15 protein-coding genes are annotated in these 26,998 nt (G+C 62.4%); 7 read left to right on the top strand and 8 right to left on the bottom strand.

Annotated features, from left to right (window positions below):
• Nucleotides 1-15: 15 nt before the first annotated feature.
• Both hisC and hisD read right to left on the bottom strand, forming a co-directional pair.
• Nucleotides 16-1,104, bottom strand: coding sequence for a histidinol-phosphate transaminase (hisC, locus tag ACZ5B4_RS01410; protein ID WP_464912655.1), 1,089 nt, complete (start codon nucleotides 1,102-1,104; stop codon nucleotides 16-18).
• A 126-nt stretch (nucleotides 1,105-1,230) separates the two neighbouring features.
• A complete protein-coding gene (gene hisD / locus ACZ5B4_RS01405; protein ID WP_464912654.1) occupies nucleotides 1,231-2,595 on the bottom strand; it encodes a histidinol dehydrogenase in 1,365 nt (454 codons plus the stop codon).
• A 332-nt stretch (nucleotides 2,596-2,927) separates the two neighbouring features.
• Between hisD and ACZ5B4_RS01400 the strand changes: the two genes are divergently transcribed.
• The 4 genes from ACZ5B4_RS01400 (at nucleotide 2,928) to ACZ5B4_RS01385 (ending at nucleotide 10,065) form a co-directional block, all read left to right on the top strand.
• Complete coding sequence (locus ACZ5B4_RS01400; protein WP_464912653.1) at nucleotides 2,928-6,467, top strand: hypothetical protein; 3,540 nt, start codon at nucleotides 2,928-2,930, stop codon at nucleotides 6,465-6,467.
• 299 nt (nucleotides 6,468-6,766) lie between these two features.
• Nucleotides 6,767-7,840 carry a prephenate dehydratase gene (gene pheA, locus ACZ5B4_RS01395; RefSeq protein ID WP_464912652.1) on the top strand — a complete coding sequence of 358 codons (1,074 nt, stop codon included), beginning with the start codon at nucleotides 6,767-6,769 and terminating at the stop codon, nucleotides 7,838-7,840.
• A 253-nt stretch (nucleotides 7,841-8,093) separates the two neighbouring features.
• A complete protein-coding gene (locus ACZ5B4_RS01390) occupies nucleotides 8,094-9,437 on the top strand; it encodes an outer membrane protein assembly factor BamB family protein (protein WP_464912651.1) in 1,344 nt (447 codons plus the stop codon).
• A 40-nt stretch (nucleotides 9,438-9,477) separates the two neighbouring features.
• The gene (locus ACZ5B4_RS01385; RefSeq protein ID WP_464912650.1) at nucleotides 9,478-10,065 is read left to right on the top strand and encodes an LURP-one-related family protein; all 588 of its coding nucleotides are present in this window, start codon (nucleotides 9,478-9,480) and stop codon (nucleotides 10,063-10,065) included.
• A gap of 137 nt (nucleotides 10,066-10,202) precedes the next feature.
• Here ACZ5B4_RS01385 and ACZ5B4_RS01380 read toward each other — a convergent pair whose 3' ends face one another.
• Both ACZ5B4_RS01380 and ACZ5B4_RS01375 read right to left on the bottom strand, forming a co-directional pair.
• Nucleotides 10,203-11,132 (bottom strand): sugar phosphate isomerase family, encoded by a 930-nt coding sequence (locus tag ACZ5B4_RS01380; RefSeq protein WP_464912649.1) that lies wholly within the window; start codon nucleotides 11,130-11,132, stop codon nucleotides 10,203-10,205.
• Between the two features lie 197 nt (nucleotides 11,133-11,329).
• Nucleotides 11,330-15,397, bottom strand: coding sequence for a hypothetical protein (locus ACZ5B4_RS01375; RefSeq protein WP_464912648.1), 4,068 nt, complete (start codon nucleotides 15,395-15,397; stop codon nucleotides 11,330-11,332).
• A gap of 923 nt (nucleotides 15,398-16,320) precedes the next feature.
• Between ACZ5B4_RS01375 and mgtE the strand changes: the two genes are divergently transcribed.
• Entirely contained in the window at nucleotides 16,321-17,700 is a 1,380-nt protein-coding gene (gene mgtE / locus ACZ5B4_RS01370; RefSeq protein WP_464912647.1) for a magnesium transporter, read from the top strand.
• Between the two features lie 152 nt (nucleotides 17,701-17,852).
• On the opposite strand, the gene ACZ5B4_RS01365 is transcribed toward mgtE, so the two are convergent.
• The 4 genes from ACZ5B4_RS01365 to ACZ5B4_RS01350 form a co-directional block, all read right to left on the bottom strand.
• Nucleotides 17,853-19,226 (bottom strand): DUF711 family protein, encoded by a 1,374-nt coding sequence (locus ACZ5B4_RS01365; protein WP_464912646.1) that lies wholly within the window; start codon nucleotides 19,224-19,226, stop codon nucleotides 17,853-17,855.
• A gap of 102 nt (nucleotides 19,227-19,328) precedes the next feature.
• Entirely contained in the window at nucleotides 19,329-19,922 is a 594-nt protein-coding gene (locus tag ACZ5B4_RS01360) for a glycine cleavage system transcriptional repressor (RefSeq protein ID WP_464912645.1), read from the bottom strand.
• A gap of 308 nt (nucleotides 19,923-20,230) precedes the next feature.
• Nucleotides 20,231-20,803 carry an efflux RND transporter periplasmic adaptor subunit gene (locus ACZ5B4_RS01355; protein ID WP_464912644.1) on the bottom strand — a complete coding sequence of 191 codons (573 nt, stop codon included), beginning with the start codon at nucleotides 20,801-20,803 and terminating at the stop codon, nucleotides 20,231-20,233.
• Nucleotides 20,800-21,438 carry an ABC transporter ATP-binding protein gene (locus tag ACZ5B4_RS01350; RefSeq protein WP_464912643.1) on the bottom strand — a complete coding sequence of 213 codons (639 nt, stop codon included), beginning with the start codon at nucleotides 21,436-21,438 and terminating at the stop codon, nucleotides 20,800-20,802. The genes ACZ5B4_RS01355 and ACZ5B4_RS01350 overlap by 4 nt, the downstream gene beginning before the upstream one ends.
• A gap of 695 nt (nucleotides 21,439-22,133) precedes the next feature.
• Here ACZ5B4_RS01350 and nusA point away from each other — a divergent pair.
• Both nusA and infB read left to right on the top strand, forming a co-directional pair.
• Nucleotides 22,134-23,510 carry a transcription termination factor NusA gene (nusA, locus tag ACZ5B4_RS01345; protein WP_464912642.1) on the top strand — a complete coding sequence of 459 codons (1,377 nt, stop codon included), beginning with the start codon at nucleotides 22,134-22,136 and terminating at the stop codon, nucleotides 23,508-23,510.
• Nucleotides 23,511-23,737: 227 nt separating this feature from the next.
• Nucleotides 23,738-26,881 (top strand): translation initiation factor IF-2, encoded by a 3,144-nt coding sequence (gene infB / locus ACZ5B4_RS01340; protein ID WP_464912641.1) that lies wholly within the window; start codon nucleotides 23,738-23,740, stop codon nucleotides 26,879-26,881.
• Nucleotides 26,882-26,998: the final 117 nt, after the last annotated feature.

Below are 26,998 nucleotides of genomic sequence, written 5' to 3'. Positions count from 1 at the left end.
GTACACAGCCGGCGCTTACACAAGCGGCTTCAGCTCTCGAAGCAGGGCGTCGATCTCGGCATCGGTGCCCACCGTGATCCTCAGGCCGTCACCCCATTGCGGGTAAGCCATGTACCGAACCAATATCTTTCGCCGCTTCAGTTCCCAGAACAGGTCCCCGGCCTTGCGCTCACGATGGGTGCACCACACGAAATTCGCCTGCGAATCCAAGACGTTGAATCCCAACCCGGCGAGCCCCTCGGCAAGCTGTTTCCGCGTGGCCAAGATCTTGGCGCGATTCTCCCGCAACCATGCTTGATCCTCGACGGCCGCCGTCGCCGCCGCGATGGAGAGCGCGTCGCAATTGTAGGAATCCTTGACTTTGCGGAGCTGTCGAATGATATCGGGATGGGCGATCAAGAAGCCGAAACGCAATCCCGCCAAAGCATACGATTTGCTCAACGTGCGCGAGACGAGAACCCGCTTGCATCGTCGGACAAGCTCCAGGCAGTTAGACTCGGCAAAATCGGCATAGGCCTCATCCACCAGCAGCGGGCAGGGCAGCCGTTCCGCCGCCGCTTCCACGGCTTGGGGGGCAATCATCGTTCCGGACGGGCTGTTGGGATTGGGCAGATAGCACAATCGCAGTTCATCCCGCGGCAAAACGAATGCCTCAGGCAGGCTCCAGTCGGGGCGGAACATCACCTCTTCGACGGTCGCTTCCTGCAACCTTCCCAACACGCCGTAAAGGAGATAGCTGGGATACGGATATCGGACTCGGTGGCCCGCCCCCACGAATGCCCGCGTGCATATCGTCAGGATATCGTCGCTGCCGTTGCCGGCCAGGATCCAATCCGGATCGAAGCCGAACACTCTGCCGGCCGCGACGCGAAACGCGGTCGCTAAGGGGTCGGGATACTTTTGCAGCCCGCGGCGAAGCACCTCTTGAACGGCCTCCGCCGCTCGGGGTGAAGGAGGATACGGATTCTCGTTGGTGTTCAGTTTGATGAAACCGGCTTCCTGGGGCTGCTCTCCCGGTGTGTAGCCCTCCATGGCTCGTATGTTGGGGCGAAACATCGCATCCACGTCGCCGATGGATTCGCCCGGGGATTCAAAGGTTTTCATGGATTTCGCACGCGAATGTAAGTGAGTACGAGAGGCTCAAAGGACGCCCAAAAACACGGTCGCCGAGTCGATGGTCTTCCCACGGATGCCCATCCGCTCGCCGCCGTGACAAGCACCGGCAACTCGCTAGGAAGGGTGGCGCAGACGCACTTCCACGCTCTCGCGGTGGGCGGTGAGGCCCTCTTTGTCGGCCAAGGTCCGGACCAGTCCCGCCAGTTCGGCCATCCCCGCGCGATCGAAATGCAAGATCGAAGTAGGTTTCAGGAAATCATTGGCCGAAAGCGCGCCGGCGAAACGGGCGGTTCCGCTGGTGGGCAGGACGTGGGAAGGCCCCGCCGCATAATCGCCGAGTGCCACCGGACAGTATTCACCCAGGAAGATCGCTCCGGCGTTGCGAATCTTCTCCGCCAGCAATTCGGCATTTTCGGTGATGATGTGGAGGTGCTCCGGCGCGATGGCGTCCGTGACGCGACAGGCTTCTTCCTCGTCACGCACTAAAACGGCCGCCCCGTAATCCTCCAGGCTGCGCCGGGCCAGGTCCGCGCGGGATATCTCGCGGAGACTCTCCTCTAAGGCGGCAAGGACGGTTTGTAGGACGGCGTCCTCCCAGGCAATCAGGATCGAGGCCCCGGGCGAGTGCTCGGCCTGGGCAAGCATGTCGAACGCCGCGAAGCGCGGATTCGCGGAGCGGTCCGCGATCACGACGACCTCGCTCGGCCCCGCGATCGAGTCGATATCGACCTCTCCGAAAACCAACTTCTTAGCCAATGCCACGAAGAGGTTTCCCGGCCCGACGATCTTGTCCACACGCGGGCAAATCTCGGTGCCGTAGGCCAAAGCGGCAACCCCCTGGGCGCCGCCCATGCGGTAGACCTCGCGGACCCCCAATTCGTAACAAGTCGCCAGGATATCCGCGTTATAGGCTCCGAAGTCGGTCGGCGGCGCCATGACGGCGATTTCCTGCACACCTGCCACTTGAGCCGGCACGACCGTCATCAAGAGCGTCGAAGGATATGCCGCCGCGCCCCCGGGGACGCAAACCCCCACTCGCCGGAGAGGGCGATAACGCTCTACCAGATAGCCGCCGGGACGCGTCACGCGAACGTCCCGTTGGAGGATAGCACTTTGGAACGCCTGAATGTTTTCGCGAATCCGCCGAACTGCTTCCAAAAACGAAGGCTCGGCCCGACGATGGGCATCCCGCAATTCCTGCTCGGGCACGCGCAGCTCGTCGGCACGCAACGTTTTTCCGTCGATTCGTTGGGTAAAGTCGAGGAGTGCGGTCAGGCCTTGCGATTGTACGTCCCGGCAGATACGCTCGACCACCTGAGCCGGACTCAAAGGTTCTCCGAAAACCGCGATGGTTCTGCGGCGGGATTCCTCCGAGACCACCTCCCCGCGTGGGCTCAGCTCTTGCCGAAGCCTTCGCAGGGCAGCCGCACTCCCGCTATCGGATGTGTCAAGTTTGCGGATTTTGAGGGGGCTACTCATAAGTGGGACCGGTCAAATTGGAAAATCGAAGATGTGGGCTCTTTAAGAAAGACACAGCGTCCGGCCTGCCGTTCGGGCAAATCGGGCTGGATCGTTCGAAACTCGGCGACCCGGCCGCGCGGCGCTTTCTTGTCCTAATGCATGAGGCTCTTCGGGGGCCTACAATTTCAGTGGACTCCATCAAACTACAAATACAACTCTGCGGTTCCGCGACGCGCCGAGGACCGAAAACGCCGCCGTCATCCCCTCCGGCAAAGGGCTGAGGATCGGAGCCGCCTTGGGCGACGGCCGGCGTAGTCGCGATTTCCTAACACGAAAGCGTTAACAAGGACGTGTCGAATCTCCTTTTCCATGTTCACTGTACCACCTGTGGGGCACGGCTGAAAGTGACCGACCGCCGCGCCGTCGGCGCCATTCTGGCCTGCCCGAAGTGTCAGTGCATGGTCGAGGTGGTTCCGCCACCCGGCTTCGTTCTGGAAGACCATGCGGAACCGTCGCCCGCCTCCTCGACGCCGAACGAAGCCGGTACGGCGTTGCGGCAGAGCGACACGGACGACCGACTCGCGAACGACGGTCGGACACAAGACGGCGTCGTCGTTTGCCCGGGCTCCGCGGATCGAGCCCCGCCTGGGGAGGAGGCGGCACCCAAGAACCCGAGTCCGTCGGGTGATGTTCACGCCGTGCCGCCTGCGCCGAACGAAGCGGCGTCGCCGCGGTCGGTGGAGGCCCCGCCGATCGCAAGAGGCACAGCCCCCTCTGGCGCCACCGAAGAAGACTGGGATTCCGAACCCGTCGATACCACCGCCACCTGGTTGTCGCCGGCCGAGTCGAGGGTTCGCAGAATCCTCCTTGCCGTCGTGGGCGGCGTGGCGGTAATTGGAATTTTGGCGGGCTTATGGACCTTGCGGGGCACAACTGCGAAGAATGAGGGCGTCGAATCGCCTAGCGCGGGAGCCGATCCCCAAACGCCGGAACAGGCTGAGGCCGGCCGGCCGCCGATGGCTGACGCTCCATCCTCTACGGGCCCATCGTCCGCGCCCACGGGACGCGGTGACGTTTTCGCGTCATGGTTGCCGCACGACGCGGTCTTCGTGCTCGGCGGCGGGGAGCAGTTCCGGCAGTCGCTGGCCCAAACCTCCTGGCTATTCGCTCCCCTCCTGCCATACAACGCCGAAGCCATCGTCGACGACGCCATGAAGTCCCTCGGCATCCTACCCCAAGCGGTCGCTTATTTCGCGATGGGAGTGGGGCCGGCGGGCACATCTCCGACTGTCGTCTTATTCGAGTTGCGCGAGGGCCAATCGACGGCATCGTTGGAATCGCTGGGCCGGCCCGCGGACGTCGCAATTCGCAAACGCAAGACCATGACTTTCCAAGTGAACGGCAAGAATCAGCTCATCGTCGTGGTTGACGCCAAGACCGTGGTGGTGGGAGACGCGGAGTACCTACGATCAGGAATCGCCGCTGCGGATGGGCCGGCTAGCGGGCACCGCGGCCTATTCTCCGATCCGGGACGGGAACGGCACTGGTTTTTGGTAATCGACTTGGAGCATTGGCGGTCCCGGGATTCGCGGTTTCCCAACTGGGTCCTCGATAGGGTGCCGGAAGTGATGCCGCATTGGCGACGGCTATGGGACTCGGCTGACGCTTGCTCGATCGAGATGCTGAACACGGAGCAAGGGCCTTGCCTGGCATGCCGATGGAGTTATCGCGACGGCGGCGACGCGGACGCGGGACTGGAATCATTGACAGCCTTGACGGCGGCCGCCCGGCAATGGATCAGTCAAAGGAGGGAAGCCGTTGCCTCGGCCATCCAGTCGGGGTCTCTCACAGCGGAACAGGCCCGGCCGGTCGAAGCCTTGCTTTCCGCGTTGCACGCGCTCCTGGATCGTGCTACTCCGGAAAAATCGAACGGGGACGTCTCGCTCACGATCCTCTTCCCTGAAGAGTCGAACGACTGGATCGCCGCGGTAAGCGAAGCCCGCTCGCCGCTGGAGTCGGACTGGTTGCAACTCGGCTTGGCCTTGTGGCGGCTCCGCGGCGAGACGCTCGGCACCGGATTGCAAGGGATTGCGCAAGCGGAGGGATCCTTCCCGGCTCCGGCGGAAGGGGGAAGTCTGCTTCCGCCCGAGACCCGATTGAGCTGGCTGGCCTCCACGTTGCCGTACTTGGGTTACGACGATTGGTACGCACGGCTCCATTCGGGCTACGGCTGGCGGGCACCGCAAAATCGGCCCATCACGTCGCGGGAACTGCGGGAGGTCGTCAATCCCCTGCTTGGTCCGACCCAGACGCGTGAGGGCTTCTTCGACTCGCACTGGGTGGGCGTCGCGGGGGTGGGGGAGGGTGCCGCGGAGCTGGATCCGAACGATCCCCGAGCCGGATTGTTCAACTACAACGGCCGCCGCAGTCTGCAAGATCTCGAACGTGGAGCGACCAATACCTTGGCGGTACTGGGGGCCTCTGCACGGCTGGGGGCTTGGGCCGAGGGTGGATTCGCCACTGCCCGGCCTCTCACCCGGCAGCCTTATGTGAACGGACCGGACGGTTTCGGCAGCGGTCTGCCGCAAGGCATGTTGGGGATGATGGCCGACGGGTCCGTACGCTTCATCCACCGCGATGTGGCGCCCGAGGTTTTGGAACGACTAGCCGTCGTCCGCGGCAACGGCTCGGCTACCGTGGCCGACCTCTTGTCGGCGACGACGACTTCGACGGCGGATGTCGGCGGATGGACGACCCCGCCCGGCCTCAATGATTTCGCGCCGCCTCTGTCGCCGGAAGGCAGCCAAGCGGAAAGGCCCACTCCGGCGGAGACGCCGTTGTTCCCCACCGAACAAGCCCTCGCCACCCGATTGGCCCGCCTGACCATGCAGGAGGTGCCGCTGGGCTTGGTCTTGCACGCGATCACGCAGTGGTCGTCGATTCCGGTGTCCGTCCAGCCGGAAGCGTTGTGCGTCGAGGACTTCTCTTTACGTTCGCCCGTGTCGCTTTCCGTGGAGAACATGACCCTGCGGGAAATGATGCAACAGGTCGCCGAACAAGCCGGATTGGAGGTGCACATCGAGCCGTCGGGGGTGGTGACGCTGACTTCGATCCATGCGAATTCGCCCGATACCCGGGTCTATCGCGCTGTTGACTACGGCGGATGCTTTCCCTTCGACGAGAACTTCGCCCAGCTTGTCCGCGGGGTGTTCGGGCCGAACCGTGAAATGGACGCCGCCGGCGACTTCGAAGTCGTGACGGTACCCGAAGGCTTACAAATCAGGTGCCTTCCCTGCACGCATCGCGAAATCGAGACCTTGTTGCGCCAGCAACTATGCCTTGGCGAATCGGCCGCAAACGGCCGGCCCCGTGATTGGCCCTCTCCAAACGCCGGCGATTCTCCGGTATCGGCCACCTTTCTTCAGGCGACCCCGTTGGCCGAGGTGATTTTGGCCCTCGATCAGGCGTGCGAGACCGATATCGTGGTCGACTGGTCCAATTTGGTTCGGGCAGGAATCACGCCTCAAACGCCGGTGACGTTAACGGCCGACGATGCCCCAATCGCTCAGGTATTAGGAGATTTGGGGGGGGAGGTGCCTCTTGGCACCCTGGAGGCCGACGGTGTGGTAGTTTTGACTACACTGGAATCGGCAAACAGACCGGCCGTTCGCGTGTACCCGATTGGTTTCCTGCTAGAGTCGGGCGCCAATATCGGCAAGATTCGGGAGCAGGTCATTGCTGATTGCAGCCCCGATTCCTGGGTTGACAATGGCGGAACAGGCACGCTAATCCCGTTCTCCGCCGCCAAGTGCCTGGTGGCTCGCAATTCGCCGGCGGTATGCGAATCCGTCCAAAAATTCCTGGACGACCTTGCAAAAACGAAAGATTGACCTCAGGTGCAGCATCGCCCAAGTAAACCACGAACGTGCGTTATGAAACCTGATAGGATGACTTCATATAACTCTACAGAGTGAATCACAAATACAACGCCAGCCGTTCTACGTAACCGTTTTCAAGGGCGTCATTTATTCGATTCTCGTGGAATCGCCCGCTCCGCAATTGACACGGACGCCGTCCGTAACTACAAGTAAAATCAAGGTTTTTTGGCGGACCGTCAACGGAACGACAGGGTGTTGCCATGGCGAAAGTCCCTCGCAAAACGACTCCGGGTGAGAAGAAACGCCTCCCTGTGTCGGTTCCGCGACTTCAGGCTGCTATTCGCGCGCTCGACCAAAAGATACTTCTGCTTTTGAATCAACGCGCGGCTTACGTAAAGAGCCTCGGAGAATTGCGTCTCGCTGAGGGCAAACCGGACGTACAGTTGGCCGACGAGGACCGCCAACTGAGCGACGTTGCGGCATCCTCCAAGGGACCGCTGGGATCCGACTCGATCCACACCATTTTTCGCGAGATCATCAGCGGCTGTCGGTCGCTCGTCAGGTCGCTCCGCGTGGCCTACTTGGGACCGCAGTACACGTACAGTCACCTGGCGGCGCTGCACCGCTTCGGATCGCAGGTCGAATACGTCCCCGTGGGGACGATTGCAGCGGTCTTCGAGGAGGTCTTGCGCGGTCATTCGCAATTCGGGTTGGTGCCGCTGGAAAACTCCACGGACGGCAGAATCGCCGATACGCTGGACATGTTTTCGCGGCATCCGACACGAATCTGCGGGCAAGTGGAGCTGGAGATCCATCACGCGCTTTTGGCGCGCTGCCCGCGCACCGAAATCCGGGAGGTCTATAGCCGGCCCCAAGCCCTATCCCAGTGCCGCAATTGGCTCTCCAAGCATCTGCCGGCCGCCCGTTTGGTCGAAGTCACCAGCACCTCTACGGCCGCCCAATTGGCCATGGAAAAACCCGGGGCGGCGGCCATCGCGGCGGTGCAAGCGGGGATCCACTACGGCCTCGACGTGATTGCGGAAAACATCGAGGACAACGTCGGAAACACGACCCGATTCGCGATCATCGGGGGCACCGCCTCACCACGAACCGGCAACGACAAGACGGCGATCATGTTCCAATTGGAACACCGGCCGGGCACGTTGGCGGAGGCCATGAACATCTTCAAGAAAAACAAGCTCAATCTCACTTGGATCGAGTCTTTTCCCGTGCCGGGTTCTCGGGGTGCCTACTATTTCTTCGTGGAGCTCGAAGGCCACGAGAGCGAGTTGCGCGTTCGCCGGGCGATCGCGGCCCTTCAACGAAAGTCGCTCCGTTTGGAATTGCTGGGATCCTATCCCGCCGTCTCCGCGGTCGTCGGTTAGCCGCCGGCAAAGGCGTTGCCCGACAGTGTTTTCCGCAAACGGTGCAGGCAGGCCCGCGGTGCCGTGGTTCTTCCTGGGACGGTCCCGATGCGGCCGCCCCTTGGCTCGCGATCTCGCCTTTCCGGATACTCCTTGTTACCGCTCCCCAGGTGGAATGGTATACTACTCGCCGTCCGGTCGCGCCGGGCGAACAAGAAGGATCCGAAAGGGATCATCGTTGCGTGGCATCTTGCGGAACTGACGAGGTGGCTTCATGGATTACGATGTTCGCAGGCCGCGGTCCGGTCTTGCGTTTCATTCAGGCTCATGGCGGGAAGGCGTCCGGCGCCTTTTCGCTCGCCCGACGGCGGTTGTTACGCTGCTGGCCGCATTGTTACCGACGACGCTCTCGGTTTGGGCCGCGGACGAGTGGACGCGATTCCGGGGACCGAACGGCCAAGGCTCCGTCGCGACTTGGAATTTCCCGGCCGCCTTGAGTGAAAATAACGTCGCCTGGCGCGTCGCATTGGCGGGCCAGGGCCATTCTTCACCGATCGTCGCGGATGGGTGTGTGTTCGTCGCGTCCGCCGACCCGGCGACGGGTGAGCAACTTGTCCAAGGCCTTGACCTACGCGACGGCCGCGAGATTTGGCGATACCAGGCACCGGGGCAAGTCTTTCCCAAACATGCCTTCAACAGTTTCGCCTCCTCCACTCCAACCTGGGCGGGGGGCACGCTCTTTTACGCTTGGGCCACGCCGGAACACCTCCGCGTGATCGCGTTGCGCGGCTCATCCGGAGAGATGATTTGGCAGCGCGATTTGGGACCGTTCATCTCCCAGCACGGGTTTGGAGCGTCGCCGATCGTCTTCGAGGACCTGCTGATCGTGCCGAACGAGCAGGACGGCGAGAGCTTCATCGCAGCTTTGGACGTGCGGGACGGGCACACGCGGTGGATGACGCCCCGGCGAAGCGAAAAAGCCGCCTATTCCACCCCTACGCTCTTCCGGCCCGCGCAAGGCGATCCGCAATTGATCTTGACCAGTTGGGCGCATGGCGTGTACGCACTCGATCCGCGTACCGGTAATCCGCTCTGGGAGCTGCCGGTGTTTCACAATCGCACGGTAGGCTCACCGCTGATCGTGGGCGATCTTGTCTTCGCGTCCTCCGGAGAAGGCGGGATCGGAAGGGAGATGGTCGCCGTGCGGCTCGGTCTGCCGCAGAAGCAAAGGGAACCGGCCGTCGCCTACGAGATCCGCGGCTCGCTCCCCTACGTCACCACGCCCGTTGCGAGCAACGGTCTCGTCTTCCTGCTCTATGACAAGGGCGCCATGACGTGCCTGGAGGCGGAGAGCGGCGACGTGGTTTGGCGGAAGCGTCTCTCCGGCGAATTCTTCAGTTCGCCCATCTGCCTGGGCGACAAGCTCTTTTTGCTGTCGCGCGCGGGCGAAATGTTCGTCGTGGCGACCGATCGCCAATTTCGTTTGCTGGGCGGTTACGACTTCGGTGAGCCTTCGCACGCCACTCCGGCGGCGGTCGACGGCGCGTTGTACGTCCGCACGGAGCAACACTTGATTAAACTGCAAAGCACCGTCCCGGCGATCAAGCCGAGATTGTAGCCTTTTCTTTTCCCGTCTCGCATTGCGAAGGAGAGCGGCCATGCACCCTATTCTGTCGCGGAATCAATTCCTCGTGCGCGAACACGTCGGGCTGTTCAAGGCCGCGAGCAACTATGACATTTTCGATGCTCAAACCGGCGAACCCTTGATGGAATGCCGAGAGGAACGATTGGGGTTCTTCACCAAACTGCTGCGCTTCACCGATTACAAGCGGATGACGCCCTTCAACTCCATCGTCCGCGACATGCAAGGGAATCAGGTACTGCGGGTCGCCCGCGGGATCGCCATTTTTCGGTCGCAAGTCAAGGTCTTCAATGAAAACGACGAATGGATCGGACAGTTCCGGCAGCGCATCTTTTCCATCGGCGGACGCTTCGACGTGCTGGACGTCAACGGCCAATATCTGTGCGATTTGCGAGGGAAATGGACGAGCTGGGAATTCTATTTCGAGCGCGACGGCAACGAGCTGGCGCGGGTGACCAAGAAATGGGGCGGCCTGGCGAAAGAGTTGTTCACCTCGGCGGATACCTACGCCCTGATCATTTCCGAGGCCGTTCCCCCGACCAGTCCCTTGAGACAGCTTATTCTGGCCGCGGTTCTCTGCATCGATTTGGTGCTGAAGGAATGACCGCGACGCCATCGCTAACGCTATAGCGACACCTTCCCAGGTGAAGGCGGCATCCCGTCGGGCATGGCACGGCACCCGCCGCCGCAAATGCCCCGGCGCGGCGTCGGCAGGGCCTGGACCGGCACGGTTCCGCGGGATCAGTGCATTTCGGTCTTCACCTCGGCCAGCGCCGGGCGATAGAAGTTGAACTGCACGTTGGGGTGATCGGCCAGCAGCGACATGGGAACGGCACTATCGGCAATACCCTTGGAGATCATGAGCGTGGTCAGCCTCATGCCGAAGGGGTTGTCGTGCATTCCCGCCTGCCAGATGGAAACCTTTTCGGCTTTCCAGGTCTCGACGGGCCCGACGGTGGCGGCCTGCGTGGGGACGAGATTCACCTGGCCCCCGCCGCTGGTCCGCGCGTTTTGCATGATCGTGACCGGATGCAGGTCGGTGACGCGGGTGCGAAGTTTTCGATATTCCTGCGGCGGAGGCGGATCGTCCTTCCATCGACCGCGACGGCGGGGCGGATCGTTGAACGCCCAGTGCTTGATATCCCCTTGCCCGCCCTGCATGACCACGCAGCGAATCGCATCGTACGAAGCGGAGTAGGCGGCGAGGTCGCCCGTCGGAAAATGCAGGTGGTCCTTGGGCATACGCAGTTTGGGGTGAATCCGGCCGAAGCATAAATCCCAGTCCGCACGGGCAAAGCTCAAGGGATGATCGGTGGGGACGGGCAAGCCGTCCTCCACCCATTCGTCCATGCCCCAAAAGTGCGCGTCGCGGACATCCAGGTTCAATTCATTGACCAGCCGCGCGACCAACGGCAACTGTTCGGTCGGGCCGATCGGTCCACAGATGCCGCAAGGGTTGTCGGCCGTCGATTGCCGCCAAGCCTGGATGTATTCCAGGGCCTCAGCCAGATAAAACTCCTCCAGCGTGTCGTACAGGACCACGCGAAAACCCGGGCGCGACAGTCGCTCGACCTGGCGGACCGTGAGCTTGGCGGCATCCTTCAGGATCTCCGGATACAGCGTCGTGTAATCCCACCAGTCGGGCGCCAGTTTACTGAGAGGTCGGGCCATGAGCATGTCTCCCAAGTCAAGCAGCACGAGGGCACACCACCGCCGGGCTCCGTCGTCCCGCCCTGAAATCGCCGCTCGAGGCCGATACGGCACCTCGCGCGGCAAGCGGGCCGACCTTGCCATCGCCGTTCGCGCCGCACTTGCGGTACGGACGCGAATGGAGCGATCGGGAATAGTCTAGCCCTTGGCCTGCGCGTTTACCACTGGCCGGTCAGGCTGAGGTAGGCCAAGGCCGCCGGATCGATCGACTTGGTGTTTTGATTGTCGGAGGCCACGGCGCGGACCTGAGAGAATCCGAGCACGCGATAGCGGAACGGCTGCGAGGCGGGGCCGCCGGAAAGCTCTAATCCCAGCGCCGTCGCGGCCAAATGATCGGCGGCACTCGAATCGTAGAGTAGGGCATAATCGTTGCCGCCGTTGGACGAAGTCACCTCGACCTCTTCGAAATCGCGAAGGCGGATGCTGTAATCGGAGCCGGACAGCCGCGCCACGGTGGGCCGACCGACGAAAGTGTCGTCTCCAGCCGAATCGCGGAGGACCGCCCGATCGTTGCCGCCGGCCAAGGAGTAGGCGTGCACGTAATCGAACAGATTGGCTTTGAGGGCGTAGCCCGGCCCCGTCATTGTGACTGCGCCCCGCCCGCCTTCGAAGAGATCGTCGCCTGCCGAATCGTAGATATGGACCACGTCCGTTCCCCCCTGGGACGCCGTGACTTCTATGAGGGCATAGCCCTGAATCCTCAGGTTGTATCCTCCGCCTTGGAGCGTTAGGAGGCGCGGCGCCATGACGAACTCGTCATCGGCGGCGGTATCGGTGAGGGAGGCCGAGTCCGATCCGCCCATCGAATAGACGGTGGTTTCGCGGAATCCGTAGGCCGCTTGGACGAAGCCGCTGCCGGCCACGGCGATTGCTCCCGGTGCGCCGCTGAGGTTTTCCGCCCCGGCCGAACCTTTCAGATGGGCGGCATCATTTCCGCCCGACACGGAAAGCCCCATCACTTGCTCGAACCCCTCGGCTTGGATCTGGTACCGGGGGCCGGTCATGCTCGCCCATTGGGGAGTGGCGATGAACGTGTCGTTCCCCGCCGAATCGCGAAGCTCGGCCGAATCGAGACCGGAATCAACGGCATGGGCGCGTACTTCCGCGAACCCTTTGACGCGGACGAAATAATCGTAATCGGCGCTGGTTAGGCGGGACCACTGCGGGGTGCCGACGAAGAAGTCCTTGCCGTCGGTGTCGTAGATGTCGGCGACGTCGGTCCCACCGTTGCGGCGGTAAGCATGGACGATTTCCGTGTCCACCGCCTCGAAACGGAAGCCGCCGCCTTCCAGCACGCTGCTTCCCAGCCGGCCCGTGAAGACGTCATTGAAAGGCGTGTCGATAATTTCAGCAACGTCGCGGCCTGCTCCACCGAAGAATTGGACCTGCTCCGTTCCCCGCAACGAGACGCTGAATCCGGTCGCCGTCACATCGGCGCCGCTATCGCCGCCGTACACGCCCATCGTTACCACGTCATCGCCGTCCGAGCCGAGCACGATGACTTGATCATTACCGTCGCGGCCCTGGAAAATCACTCGACTGACCAAGGGATTCAACTCGTAGGGAACTCCGTTGAGGAGGGCGAAAAACCCGCCGTCGTATCCGATCAGGACGGTATCGTCGCCGGAAGTACCCAAGATCGTGACTTCCGGGTCGCTGAGCGAGAGCGTCGCCGGATTGGCGAGCGCGACATCGACGTTGCCGGATAGGCCGGTGATCATCAGGTAGTAGGTGGTACCGGCAGTTACGCCGGCATAACCGAGGTGCGCGGTGTCGGCCGCCAGAAGTTGGTACAAGCCGTTGGCGTCGACCGTCACCAGAGCCGTTTGGATGCCGGCCCCGACGCCTGCTCCCGAGACATCCGCCGTGAAAGCGCCGTTCGCAGCAACTTGGAAACTATACCACAGCGTGCCGTTCGCCGGTGATTGATTGGTCAGGTTGAGGGTGCTCACCGTCCCCAGCGCCGCGGCGGTCCCTGTAGGCAGTACGGCCACGGTTTGGATGGAGGTGTCCACCTCCTCCGGACCGAGAGCGCCTTGCGTGACCGTGTAAACGCCGACCGAGGAATAGGTGTGGAAACCCGCATCATCGAAATACCCGTCGCCGTAGTCGTAAAGTACGTCTTCATAGCCGATGGAGGCGTTCATGAAGACGACTGCTCGGTTCAACGGGACGGCCGTGGGCGTGACCACGAACCGAGAAACCGTCGTCGGATCTCCGGTCCCCCAAGCCTGCGTGTTCACATCGTACGTGCGTCGATACGGCGTGCCGCCCACGGAGAAATGAATCGCCGCTTCCTCGATATGAAGGTCTTCGATCCGGTTGGCGGGATCGCCCGCGAAGGATTCGACGGCGGTCTGCCAGCCGCCCGCCAGATTGTCGTAAACGGCGTACCCCACATCCCGCGGCTGGAACGTGGCGTCGAATCCTGAGGCGTAGGCCACCGACCAAGCGGCCAGGCCCTTTCGCAGCGTAATCTGGTGAATACGGACCGTCGTGGTATTGGAGGACTGGTAGATTTGCCAGCTTTGCGAAGTCCGATCGTAAGTGCCCAGAACGACGTCATTCAGGGTGGAGTAGGCGAAGGTCCCGTCCCGCACGTTGAGCATGGAAACGTTCGTCGCCAAGCCGTGCGTCGAAATCCGGAGTTGCCACTGCCCCAATCCATAGTCGTAGGTGGCCGCCCCGACGTTCCGCGCGACGTAGGTATCGCCTTCCAAGTAGCCGATCGTCCAAGCCACGATACCTTTGTGATTCTGCACGTCCACGATGGAACGGTTCGCCGCCTCGGGGGAGGAGAACGATTTCCACTGTCCCCGCCCGGGATCGTAGGCCGCGATCCCCACGGTTCGCTGCACCCAGCCGCCGGAGCCGTCGGGCCGCGATACCGTCCATGCCACCAGGCCGCTGCTGACGGAAATGTTATCAAAGCGGACATTCGTACCCTCCGGCGTGGAGTTCACTTTCCACTTCCTCTGGGCGGCATCGTAGAACGCGGTGCCCAGGCTTCGGGTCACACCCCCGCCGGCGTCGGTCGATTCCATGACCCAGGCCGCCATGGAATCGTTGGATACGAGCTGAGTAATCGTCTTATTGGCAGCCAACGTCAAGGTCTTGGTTTGGAAGCCTCCGATTCGCGAGTCATAGGCCGTCAGGGTGAGTCGATTATTGACCACACTTCCCGAAGCGTCTTTCTTCACCGATACCCAGGCCTGGATTCCGGAACTGGAGGCCACTTCGGTCACTTGCCATCCCAGGCCGTAGTTCGATTGCGTCGATTTCCAGACATGGCGGGCCGCGTCGAAGAAGGCCGTTCCCAACTCCTGGATGGCGCCTCCATCCGGTCGCTTGGCCTGCCAGGCGACGGACTGCCATCCCACGGAGAGATTGCGTACTTCGAGATCGGCCGGCACCGAGGTCTGAAAACGCTTCCATTCGTGGATTTCGCGATCGTAATACGCCATGCCGATCCAAGCCGGGCGGTGGCCGGCACCTTCCGGCAGCCCGATCGTCCACGCGACCACGCCCTCTTCGTTGACCGTCTCCACGATGATCCGTCTGCCCAGCGAGCCGGCAGTCTGAAAATACTTCCACTCTTTCAGCGTGGCATCGTAGGCGGCGGCACCGATCTCCCGCGGGACGAAGGCGGACCCTTCCGGATAGCCCACCGTCCACGAGACGATCCCTTGGCGGTTCTCGAATTGGAACACGCTGAGCCGACCCAAATTCGCGGATTGGCCGATGATCCATTGCGACGAGTCGTAGTCGTAAACGGCAAAACCGACGCGGCGAGCGACCACCCGACCCAAGGAGTCCTGGGTTCCCACCGTCCAGGCGACGTATCCGTCGTTGACGATCAAATCGGTGATGATTTGGGTGTCGAGATAATCCTGCGAGCCGTCCATCCAAACGCCGCCGACGTCGGCGCGGAATCGCACGGTATGGCCATCCACCCACGCCTCCACGGTCGTCGGTGGGGCGTAGGGCGTGGCCGTGCTTTGCAAGACGGTGGGCGTCGTCATCAACCCGATTTCGGCGGGAAGGTAGTCGCCCGAGACGCCGGAGCCGGGCAGAGAAAGGGGAGCCACCACGGGATCGTTCAGCCCCAACCCACTGAGGAGCTGACGGTCCTCGAGGCTTTCCAAAAGCAACCGCGTGGATTTGCGCGAGTGCCGAGAAAGCCGCTGCTGAGTTCGACCCGACAGAAGGCGCTTCCACAATGCCATGACGACCTTCCTTGCTCACTCTCGGATGTTCTAAATCAGTTCCGGCGAATTCCCGCGTCCTAGGGGCGGAGTATCACCGTACTTTGTCCCCGCGCGCCGCTCTTATACTGGAGCGATTCGCTGATGTCATCGGCAAAATGCATACGGAAAGTACAGTCGATTCCTCCCCGATATTCGGAAAACTCCATACAACCGCCACGCATTACGGAAAGCGCTTCGTATTGCGATGGAAACATGGCCGTCCGCGGGAAGAAGCCACTCACCGGCTTGCAACGACGATCCTGGCCCCTCCTTTTTTCCTGCCTCGCGATCCTTCCCAAATCCCCGGCGCGCTTCTCAAGTGCCCCCATCGCACGGGCGCATCCCGGTCAACACGGAGTATGGGCCGCCGCCCGAAGAACCTATTCCCGGCGTGTTCGACTCGCCGCCCGCGCAATCCTCCGATGGTTCGCGGACCGGTCGAAGCATGACGAAAAGAAGCATGACGAAAAGACGTCGAGCAAAGGGAAGGTCGCGGCACGCCCGGCTAGCCTACCGGCAAAATGATTCCGAGCTCTTCCTGAATCCCAATATGGAGACGGCGTGGGGAGCGACGCTGAGGGCTTTTGAGGCTGGGCTTTGCGATTGACGGGGCGAGGTGCGATTTTTAGAATACCTGGGATGGGCGTCTCCGCGCGCCCTGTGTGTAGTGTGCGTCATCTTCTTTGACGCACGTTCGGTTCATGGTTCTTCGTGTTCGAGCAATGAACGGGTCCGAATCGGAAAGCGGCGGTAGGTGCCTCGGTCACTACCGTATCGCACCAAGAGCGACAATCCACCACGCCTGTTTCGCCGTGCGCGTCGCTACGCGGCAAGAGCGGTTCGGGGGCTGATGTTCCCTTCGCCCTCCCTGCCGCCGGTCCGCGCGGCAAGGAGGAGCGATCATGTTGAATCCTCTCCTCGTTCCGGAACTCCGCGATTACCTCCGCACCAACGACGTGGAGGGCATCCGCGAGTTCTGCCGATTCTGCCATCCTGCCTCCATCGCCGAGTTTATCAGCCCCTTGGCTCCGGAGGAAATCTGGAAGATTCTCTCCCTGGCTGATCCGGAGATTCGCCCGGAAATCTTCGCGCACCTCGACCCCGAGGTGCAAATGGCGATCACGGAAGTGATTCCGCAACAAGAGCTGGCGAGCCTCATCACGGACCTTCCTCCCGACGACCGCGTGGACTTGATCAAGCGGATGCCGGAGGACCGCCGCGAAATGTTGATGCGTTTGTTGGCCCGGGCGGAGAGAGAGGATATCCGGCGGTTGTCCTCCTACGACGAGGGAACGGCCGGCGCCGTTATGACGTCGGATTACGCCGCCTTGCCGCCCGATATCACCGTGGCGGAGGCGATCCAAAAACTCCGGCTGGAGGCCCCGGACAAGGAAACCATCTACTATGCCTACGTCGTGGACGCCAATCGCCGGCTGCTGGGATTCGTCTCGCTGAAGGACTTGATCCTGGCCCTATCGCATCAGACCGTGTCGGACATCATGCACCGCGACGCGATTTTTTGCCGCGTGAACGACGACCAGGAAGAGGCCGCTCGCATCATTCAAAAATACGACCTCTTGGCCTTGCCCGTGGTGAACGAGCAGGGGCAACTGGTAGGCATCATCACGCACGACGACGCGATGGACATCATTACGCAGGAGCAGACGGAAGACATCGAGAAGTTGATGGCCATCGGCGGCGCTCACCTCGCCGGAGCCTATCTTCGCACCAGTGTTTGGTCCCATTTCAAGAATCGCGCGGTGTGGATCGTGGCCCTAGCCGCCTTGGGCCTCTTGTCGGGCATGATCATCCACAGTTTCGAACATACCTTGACCCACATGCTGATCCTGGCGTTGTACATGCCGATGGTGGCGGACACCGGCGGAAACACGGGAAGTCAGTCGGCGACCGTGGTGGTCCGAGCCTTGGCACTGCGAGAAATCAACCTCCGCGACACGCTGCGGGTCTTGTGGATGGAGTTTCGCATCGCAATTCTATTGGCTTTGGTGCTCGGCGCGTTATCGTGGGCCAAAGTCATGTTCCTGTCTCAAGGTGCGGAAATACCGGCCGGCTATTCGTTGTCGGACATCGCCGTTTGCATCGCGATTGCGCTGAGTCTCCAAGTCATTTCGTCGGCCTTGGTAGGGGCGGGTTTGCCCTTGGTGGCGACGGTCTTCAAGTTCGACCCGGCCGTGATAGCCAGCCCGGCTCTGACTACCATCGTGGACATCACCGGATTGGTGATCTACTTCAACACCGCGCGGTGGATCTTGGGGTTATAGCGGCGGTGGAACGGCCGTTTGCTTCGGCGTTTCCTAATGCTTTCCGTTTGCTTCTCGGTTGCAGCCTCCAGCGCAAACCGGAGGCGATTCGCCGCTGCGCAGCGCACACCACGACCGCTACCGGGCTGCGCCGGCGGATCGGGGAGGCGGTGTCAATTTCCCAGGGATTGCAGCGGAGCGGGGATGCGACCGCCGAAATGGATGAAGGCGTCGGAAGCACCGGCATTGCGTACGTCAATGACCGGGGCGGCCCCGAACAATCCGCCGAAGTCCACCCAGTCGCCGGGCTTGGCTCCCGGCACGGGGATGATGCGGCAGGCGGTCGTCTTGTCGTTGATGACGCCGATGGCCATCTCGTCGGCGATGACGGCCGCCAGCGTCTCCGCGGGGGTGTCGCCGGGAACGGCCACCATGTCCAGGCCGACGGAGCAGACCGACGTCATGGCCTCCAGTTTCTCCAAGACGAGATGCCCGTTACGGACGGCGTCCGCTAAGGCGGCGTCCTCGCTGACGGGGATGAAGGCGCCGCTCAGCCCGCCGACGGAACTGGAGGCGAACAGCCCCCCTTTCTTAACGGCGTCATTGAGCATGGCCAACGCGGCGGTGGAACCCGGCGCCCCAATGTGGTCGATGCCCAGCGTGCGCAGAATCTCGCCGACGCTGTCGCCGACCATCGGAGTGGGGGCCAAGGAGAGGTCCACGATGCCGAAGCTGACGCCCAACTCCGCGGCCACTTCGCGGCCGATCAGTTCCCCGACCCGGGTGACGCGAAAGCTGGTGATTTTGATTTCCTCGGCCAAATCTCCCAGGGTGACGCGGCCGCCCTGTTCCAACCGCCGCTTGAGGGCGCTGCACACGACGCCGGGCCCGGATACGCCGATATTGACCGTCGCCTCCGGCTCCCCCGCCCCCATGTAGGCGCCCGCCATGAAGGGGTTGTCCTCCGGGATGTTGGCAAAGATGACCAGCTTGGCGCAGCCGAACCCCTTCTGGGCGGCGGTGGCTTGGGCGATGTCCTTCAGCACATGCCCCATGGCGTGCACAGCGTCCATGTTGATGCCCGCCTTGCGTGAAGCCACGTTGACCGAGGCGCAGACCTTGCCGGTTTTCGCCAGGACTTCGGGCAGGCTTTCGATCACCACGCGGTCGCCGGCGGAGATACCCTTGTGCACCAACGCCGTAAAGCCGCCCACGAAGTCCACGCCGCAGGTTTGGGCCGCCTTGTCCAGCGCCGCCGCCACCTGCAACGCGGCGCCGCGACCGTGGCCCGCCAAAAGCGAGGAAACCGGCGAGACTGCCAGCCGTTTATTCACTACCGGAATGCCGTATTTGGCGCCGACTCGGTCGCAGACCTCCACCAGACGGCTGGCACGGGAAGTGATTTTCTCCTTGAGCTTGCGGCAGAGATGATCGACGCCGGGGGCGGCGCAGTCCTCGACGTTCAGGGCCAACGTGACGGCCCGCACGTCCAAGTGCTCGGCATGCAACATCCGAATCGTGGATAGGATCTCATCGGTACGGAGCATGATCGAAAGATTCCTTGTCATGGAGGCGAGAGGGTGTCCGGGCGAGGTCCGGGAAAGTTCCGATGGATTTGCGAAAGCCGCCCTTCACGCCTCGGGTGCTGGTCACCGTGCTTCGGATTTGACCGCGGCGGGCATCACGCATCGCAACTGATTGGTCGCCACGAAGACGTTTTCGTGCTGGAGCCGCACGGCGAAGCCCAGTTCGCTGCCCATCTGCTCCAGATCGGCTTGCAACATGCGGATTTCCCAGTGCTTGGGGACCTCCAATTGCCCGATCAGGACGAATTCGTCGCCCGAGCGGTCGCCGAACAGGTCCATGATGTTGATATCCTTGCCCGCCAAATACTGGCTGAATCGGCGTACGATGCCCGGTTGATCCTTGCCGAACGCCGTAATGACGAAGCGGTCGCAATCTTCGCTCGATACGACGGCGGGCTCCGCGGCACGGCGAGCCATGACTTGCAAATCCCAGCCGCCGCCGGCTTGGCGCACCTGCTGAGCCAGGGTCTCCGGCTCGATGGGGCGGGGCAGACTCACGATCATGATGAGCGTGAAATAACCGCCCAACACGGTTTGGCTGCACGCGTCGATGTTTGCTCCCATCTCCTCCACTGCGGTACTTACCACAGCCACGATACCGGGGTGATCATCGGACATCACATCCAGAACGTAGGCGTTCTCAAAGCGAGTCATCATCGGTCACAGAACCCGAACAAGAGCCCAAAAACCCGGCCCGGCAAGTCGTTCAGGGACTCGCCGGCTCCAGGCGGAGGTAATCCGACCGGTTGCGGTGATTCGTTGATTGACAGGATCGCCGACCATCCGCCGAATCGCCATCGCCGACGGCCGCCGGGCGGATTGCCCGCACCGCCTCTCGGTCATTAGTTGTGTATTGTAAATCCCCCCGGCGGAAATGCGCATTACCCCCAATCTCGATCGCGAGGGTCAGTCTTGCCCTCCGGTGAGACCGTGGCGGGGGACGGCGGAGGAACAACGGTGAAGGCTCAGAAATCGGGCATGTGGACGATGGTTTCGCCTTCCCGCAGGCCGTCGAGGATTTCCGCATCGGTATCGTTCATCAACCCGACGCGAACGGGCTGTTTTTCCAGTCGCCCTCCCCGTACCGACCAGACGAACCATCCGTCCAGGTTTTCGCGCAACAGCGAGATTCGAGGCACGATGAGCGTGTTCTCGCGCCGGTCCGTGATGATGTGCACCCGGACACGGTATCCGACACCGATGTAAAAACGCCGTCGCAACTCGCGGACGGTCTCCGGCGACAGGGCGACGATGACCTTGACTCGCTGTTCCTCCACGCCGAGCGAACTGAATTTTGTGAAAGCCGCGGGTTGGATCCGTTCCACGGTCCCCTGCGCGACGGGTTGACGATCGCCCGTGTCGAGAAACACGTCCACGCGATGGCCCGGTTTGATTCGAACCGCGGCTTGGGTCAAAACATCGGCTTCCACTTGCAATTGGTCCCAGCGGCCCAATTCCAGCAAGGGGGTCCCCGCGGCCAAGAACTGCTCGCTCGTCACATGTCGATGCAAGACTACCGCGTCGAAGGGGGCGATCATGACGGCGCGGCTTGGCGGACCGACTCGGCGATGCGTCCGCTCTTCAATCGGACGATCCGATCCGCGATGGCACTGATGGCGGTATTGTGCGTGATGAGGACGACGGTCTTGCCTCGCCGCTGTTTCAGGTCGCAGAGAATCCTCAACACCTCCTTGCCGGTAACATCATCCAGGGCGCCCGTCGGTTCGTCGCACAGAATGAGAGGCGGATCCTTGACTATCGCTCGGGCGATGGCCACTCGTTGCTGCTCACCGCCCGACAATTGCGATGGGAAATGCCCCGCTCGTTCGGCCAAACCCACCCAGTCCAGTACCTCATCCGGATCAAGCGGGTGCTCGACCAGTTCCGCGGCCGCCAGGACATTCTCCCGCGCGGTAAGATCCGCGATCAAGTTGAAGAATTGGAACACGAAGCCCACCTCGGAGCGGCGATAGGCCGTCAATTGCCTTTGGTTGCCGCGACTCAAGTCGAGTTGGCGGTACAACACGCGGCCGCCGGTCGGCGTGTCCAGCCCCCCAATCAGATTCAGGAGGGTGGATTTTCCCGATCCGCTCGGGCCGAGCACAACCATCAGTTCACCCTCCATGATTTCCATCGACACTTCCCGCAAGGCGTCGACCGTTACCGCTCCCATGCAAAATACTTTGGAAACGTCCTGGAGACGCAGGAGGGGCGAAGGTGGCGGACTTGGGTCTCGCGGATTTCTCATCATCGCGGTCTTTGCCGGAAGCGAGTTCCAGCCGAACGGGCTATCGGGTAATTCCCCGGCCGCTGCTATTTGTCTTTCGCATTTCCACTTTACTATTCGAGGATTTCGGATCGGCCTTACTCGAAAATATCCCGGCGGAGCACCCTACGGTTACCATGGTGACACCGTCGGCCCGGCGACGCAACCCGCGACGTTCGAGGTGTTTCCGCCAATCGCTGCAACTCGAAAGGCCGATCGGTCGGTCGGATCGTGCGTCCCTTGCGATTCTCGCGGCAAGGCGTGCTACGGTCGCAAGATGCGTTCGAGCGGCTGACGTCCGAATGCGACCACGACCCCTGCCGCCCCGCGCGCGATACTTGACACCCGAAGGGGGGACTGGTATTCTCATTAGGTTGCCTGGGCAAGGTTTCGTCGCCGTCATTTGCCGCCGGCGTCAAGTCGCATCCATGGGTTGGGCGCGGCTTGGCGGATGGGGTACAATATCGTCTTGCAGACCGGCCGAAGCGTGTTCGGAGATGCGGTGACCTGCCGCGCTCGGGCACGTCGAAGGTCGGTATATGCTTTTTGTCTGAAAAGTTTCCGTGCCCCTGTCGAGAACGGAAGGATTGGACGGATCGGCGATGAACCCTGACGAACTGCTCAGGATCGTGGATGTCATCCACCGAGATAAAAGCATCGATAAGGAAGTGATCTTCCAAAGTATCGAGGCGGCTTTGGTCTCGGTGGCACGGAAGCGATTCGGCGAGGACGAAGACATTACGATCAGCATCGATCGACGGGACGGTACCATCACGGGCCGCCGCGGCGATGAAGTGCTGGATCCCGCCCAATTGGCCGCTCGCATCGGCGCCCAGGCCGCCAAGCAGGTCATCATTCAAAAAATCCGCGAGGCCGAGCGCGACGCCTTATTCGACGAATACAACGATCAGATCAATCAATTGGTATCCGGAACGGTCCAAAAGGTCGAGCCTCGAGCAGTGATCGTTGCTCTCCCCGGCGTCGAGGCGATTCTTCCCCGCAGCGAACAGATTCCCGGCGAGTCGTATCAGCCCGGAGGGAGGGTGCGGGCGGTTGTGGCCGAGGTCTCCAAGCAAGGAATCCGGCTACGGGTGGTTCTGAGCCGGACCCGCATCAGCTTCGTCGCGCGGTTGTTCGAACAGGAAATCCCGGAAATCGCCGAGGGCGTGATCGAGATCAAGTCCATTGCGCGGGAGCCGGGGTACCGCTCCAAGGTCGGCGTGTCCAGCGCCGATAGCCGAGTCGATTGCGTCGGCGCCTGCGTCGGCGTCCGCGGCAATCGGATTCGCAATATCGTCGAGGAATTGTCGGGGGAGCGAATCGACATCGTACGCTGGGACGACGACTTGTTGACGCTCATTCCGAACGCATTGCAGCCGGCCAAGGTCGAGGAAGTCATTCTTTGCCAAATGATGGGCCGAGCCATCGTTCTCGTGCCGGAAGATCAATTGTCGCTTGCCATCGGGAAATGGGGGCACAACGTTCGGCTGGCAAGCAAATTGGTCGGCTGGGATATCGAGATCATGACCCGCCAGGAACTCGATGAGCAGCTCGAACAGGCTTTGATGGGATTTGCATCCTTGGAGGGTGTGACGGAGGAACTGGCGGACCGGTTGGTCAGCGAGGGATTCCTTTCCTATGAGGATCTTTCGGTCATCGAACCGGAGGACCTGATGGAGATGGGCGGCCTGACGGAAGAGCAGGTCCGCCATATCATCGCGCAGGCCGAGGAGAAGGCGGAGGAGGCGTCCCAAATCGCCGCGGAAGAACGGCGAAAGCAACGCCAACGCGAGCGTGAGGCCGCAGCCGCGGCCGCCGAGGGGGAGGCGGGTGCACCGCCGGTCGATTCAGCCCCTTCCGATGCGGAGGAGCACGAAGAATCGACGCCTCCGGAAGAGGGCGCCGATAGCCCTTCGGATGCCGATGTTTCCGAAGAGGGACATCGGACCTCGGCGACCGCCGTCGGGGAAGAGGATTGATCGACGCCGCATGGCGAGCCTCGGGCGCTCGGGGAAATTCACAGCCGGAGGCTGAGCCTCGTTTACGCCGCCGGTTCTCGCTATCCAAGGAACGGCGAAGGCTCGCGCGGTCGTCTCGGCCGGCGTCCGATATGCGGTGAAAGCGTGGAGGAGCGTGCGATGGTTTGAGAGTTTGAGGTCATCAAGGGTTCCGCGAGCGGGGATCGTGGGAATCCGGAGGGATTTTTGTGGCGACACGTATTTATGCTTTGGCAAAAGAGTTGAAGCTCGAGACGAAGTCCTTACTCGAGATCTGCAAAGAGCTTCAAATGAGCGATAAGACGTCCGGCCTGGCCAGCCTGTCGGACGACGAAGTCGCTCGCATTCGCGACTATGTCAAACAGCCGAAGGGGCGAACGACACGTGCTCGGTCCGTCGGTCCGGCCGTGGGAGAATCGGCCGCGGCCGCTCCAATCCGCCGAGAAGACTATGTTCCCCCCGCGGGCGTGACCTCAGCCAAGGTTCCGGTCCTCGATCGCAAGCCCGATCGGTTGCCCCCATCGCCCCAGCGAGAGCCCCGGCCCGAGCCTTCCCCGGAAGAGGCCGCGAGAGCACCGGAATCGCCGCCGCCCGCCGATATCGCGACCGGCACGCCTGAACCGGCGGCGCCCGTTGAAGAGCCGCGAGTGGAAGTGGTAGCCGAAGCCGCCGCAAGCGAAGCTGCCGGGGTCACCGCGCCGGTTGTCAGTGCTCCCGCGTCCGAAGGCGATGTGACGCAGACCGAACCGGTCGCCCCGGGTGCGGAGGCGGCGGTTGTCCCCGTCGAAACGGATATCACTTCGGCGGAAGCGGAGTCCCCGGCAACTCGGGCAACGCTTCCTCCAGCCGCGGTCGGGGTTGGCGAGGAAACACCGGTATCCGCGACCGAAGAGGAGAGCATTCCCGCGGCGGAGGCCGGAGCGGAAATTGTTCCCGAGCAGGAGCAAACCGGGATTTCCTCGGAGGCAGGGGGAGCCGCACGTGTCCAGGAACCGCCGCCCTCGCCCGACGTCAGACCGCCGGTAGCTCGTCCGATCCCGGTGCTTCGCTCGCGTCGGGCGGCCCCGGCTCAGCCCGGCAAGGATAAAGAAAAATTGCGTCCTCGGCCGGATCGACCGGCTCCGCGGTTGGCTCGGATGGCGCCGATGCCCGCCCCCCAACCCATCGCTCCCGCCAAGTCGGCGGAGCCGCCGCCGCAGAAGCCCGATATGCGATTGCCGATCGAGGCCCTGCGCGCTTCCAAGTTGGGTGCCAAACCGCTGGCTGAGCACCTGATGCGTCAGCAAGAGGAGAAGCGGAAGGGAGGCAAAGGCAAGGGAGCGAAGGAAAGGCTGCTGGAAGATCCCGCCGTCGTCACCCCCGGTCTGCCGCGCGAGCGAGGTCGGCGGGGCAAAATCAGCGATGAAATGGAGGGGCTGAAGGCAACTCCGCCCGCTAAACTGAAGAAAAAGCGAGCGACGGTTGACGTCAAGCCCGACGAGGTCGAGGAAGAACCCGTCGTCACGGTCCGTCCCAGTCGGTTGCGACGCACGCGAGGCGTCTCCACCGCCGCACCCCGGAAAAGCAGCGTGGTCTTGGAACTTCCTTGTACGGTTCGTTCATTTGCGGAAGCTTTCGGCTTGCCTTCGCAAAAAGTGCTGGCGAAGCTGTTCGAGCTGGGCACGATGGCCAATATCAACGCCGCCTTGGATCAGGCGACCGCGGAACTCCTGGCCGCCGAGCTGGGATTGGAAGTGGTCTTTCGGACCGAGACGGATCCCGAGAGCGAGGTGGACGCCATCTGGAATCGACCCGATAACGAGGAGTCCCTCCGCCCCCGCCCGCCCGTCATCACATTCTTAGGCCATGTGGACCACGGCAAGACATCACTTCTGGACAAGATCCTGGGGCTGCACGTGGCGTCGGGCGAGAAGGGCGGCATCACCCAGCATATCCGCGCCTATCGCGTGGAAAAGGAAGGCAAATCGATCGCTTTTGTGGATACGCCCGGTCACGAGGCTTTTACCGCCATGCGGGCCCGCGGCGCCAATTGCACGGATTTCGTCGTTCTGGTGGTCGCCGCCGACGACGGCGTGATGCCTCAAACCGAGGAGGCTATCAGCCATGCTAAAGCCGCCGAGGTGCCCGTCGTCGTGGCCGTCAACAAGATCGATCTACCGGGGGCAAGGCCGGAACGCGTGATGCAACAATTGACCGGTTTGGGGCTGGTACCCAGCGAATGGGGCGGCGACGTCGAGGTCATCCGCACCAGCGCCCATACCGGCGAAGGCATTCCGCAGTTGCTCGACACGTTGCTGATGTTGGCGGAATTGCACGAATTGAAGGCGGACTACGACCGGCCCGCTTGCGGTACGTGCCTGGAGGCGGAATTGGAGGCCGGGCGAGGTCCGGTCGCTAAAGTGCTCGTTCAGAAGGGGACCTTGCGACCGGGCGACATCGTCGTTTGCGGCACGGCGCACGGCCGGGTCAAAGCCCTTTACGACACCCTGGATGCGCGGAGACGCTGGAAGGAAGCCGGTCCGTCCACCCCCGTCGATCTCATCGGCTTGGACGGCGTTCCCGAAGCCGGCAGCCGATTCGTGGTGGTTCCGGACATCGCCCAGGCCCGCCGCATCGCCGAGCATCGCGCCGAGCAGATGCGCCGCCGCGAATTGGCTGCGGCCCGGGCGCATGTGACCTTGGAGAATCTTTTCGATCAACTGTCGCAGTCGCAAGAGCGGAAAACGCTGAACATCCTCCTCCGTGCCGACACCCGCGGCTCCATCGAGGCCATCCTCAAGGAGATTACCAAGATCGAGAACCCCGAGGTGCAGATCAAGGTGGTTCAAGCCTTGGTGGGAGGAATCACGGCGGCCGATGTCCACCTGGCGGATGCATCCGACGGGATCATCATCGGCTTCAACGTCGTGCCCGACGAAGAGGCCCGCCAACTCGCCGAGGAGCTCAAGGTGCAAATCCGGCGATACGACATCATCTACCAAGTGGCCGACGACCTGAAGGCGGCCTTGGAGGGCATGCTCCGTCCGGAGAAGCGCGAGGTGGATATCGGGCGAGCATTGGTTCAGCGGGTATTCCACATCGGGCGGATCGGGAGCGTGGCGGGGTGCCGCGTGTTGGCGGGAAACATCACCCGCGACGCCCGCCTCCGCATCATCCGGCAAAGCCGCATTATCGGCGATTACCCGATCGAGTCCTTGCGGCGGGAAAAGGACGACGTCCGCGAGGTCCGAGAAGGCATGGAGTGCGGTATCAAGCTGGCCGGATTCGACGACGTCAAGGAAGGAGACCTGCTGGAGGCGTACCGCATCGAGGAGGTCAAGCGGACTCTGGAGGACGCCGTTCAAAGCGTGTGACGCGGGCGCCGTCACGGGGCGGCCTCACCAGCTGGCGGCATTCGGCCGCCTGGGGAGTGTTCCGTTCGCCGTGCGTCGCAGTTCGCGCCCCGCCGCCGGCCTTTGCTCTCGGTTTGG

It is taken from the genome of Thermogutta hypogea, from assembly GCF_055386265.1.
The sequence above is the reverse complement of the archived record's forward strand: the minus strand, read 5'-3'. Positions and strand labels throughout refer to the sequence as shown.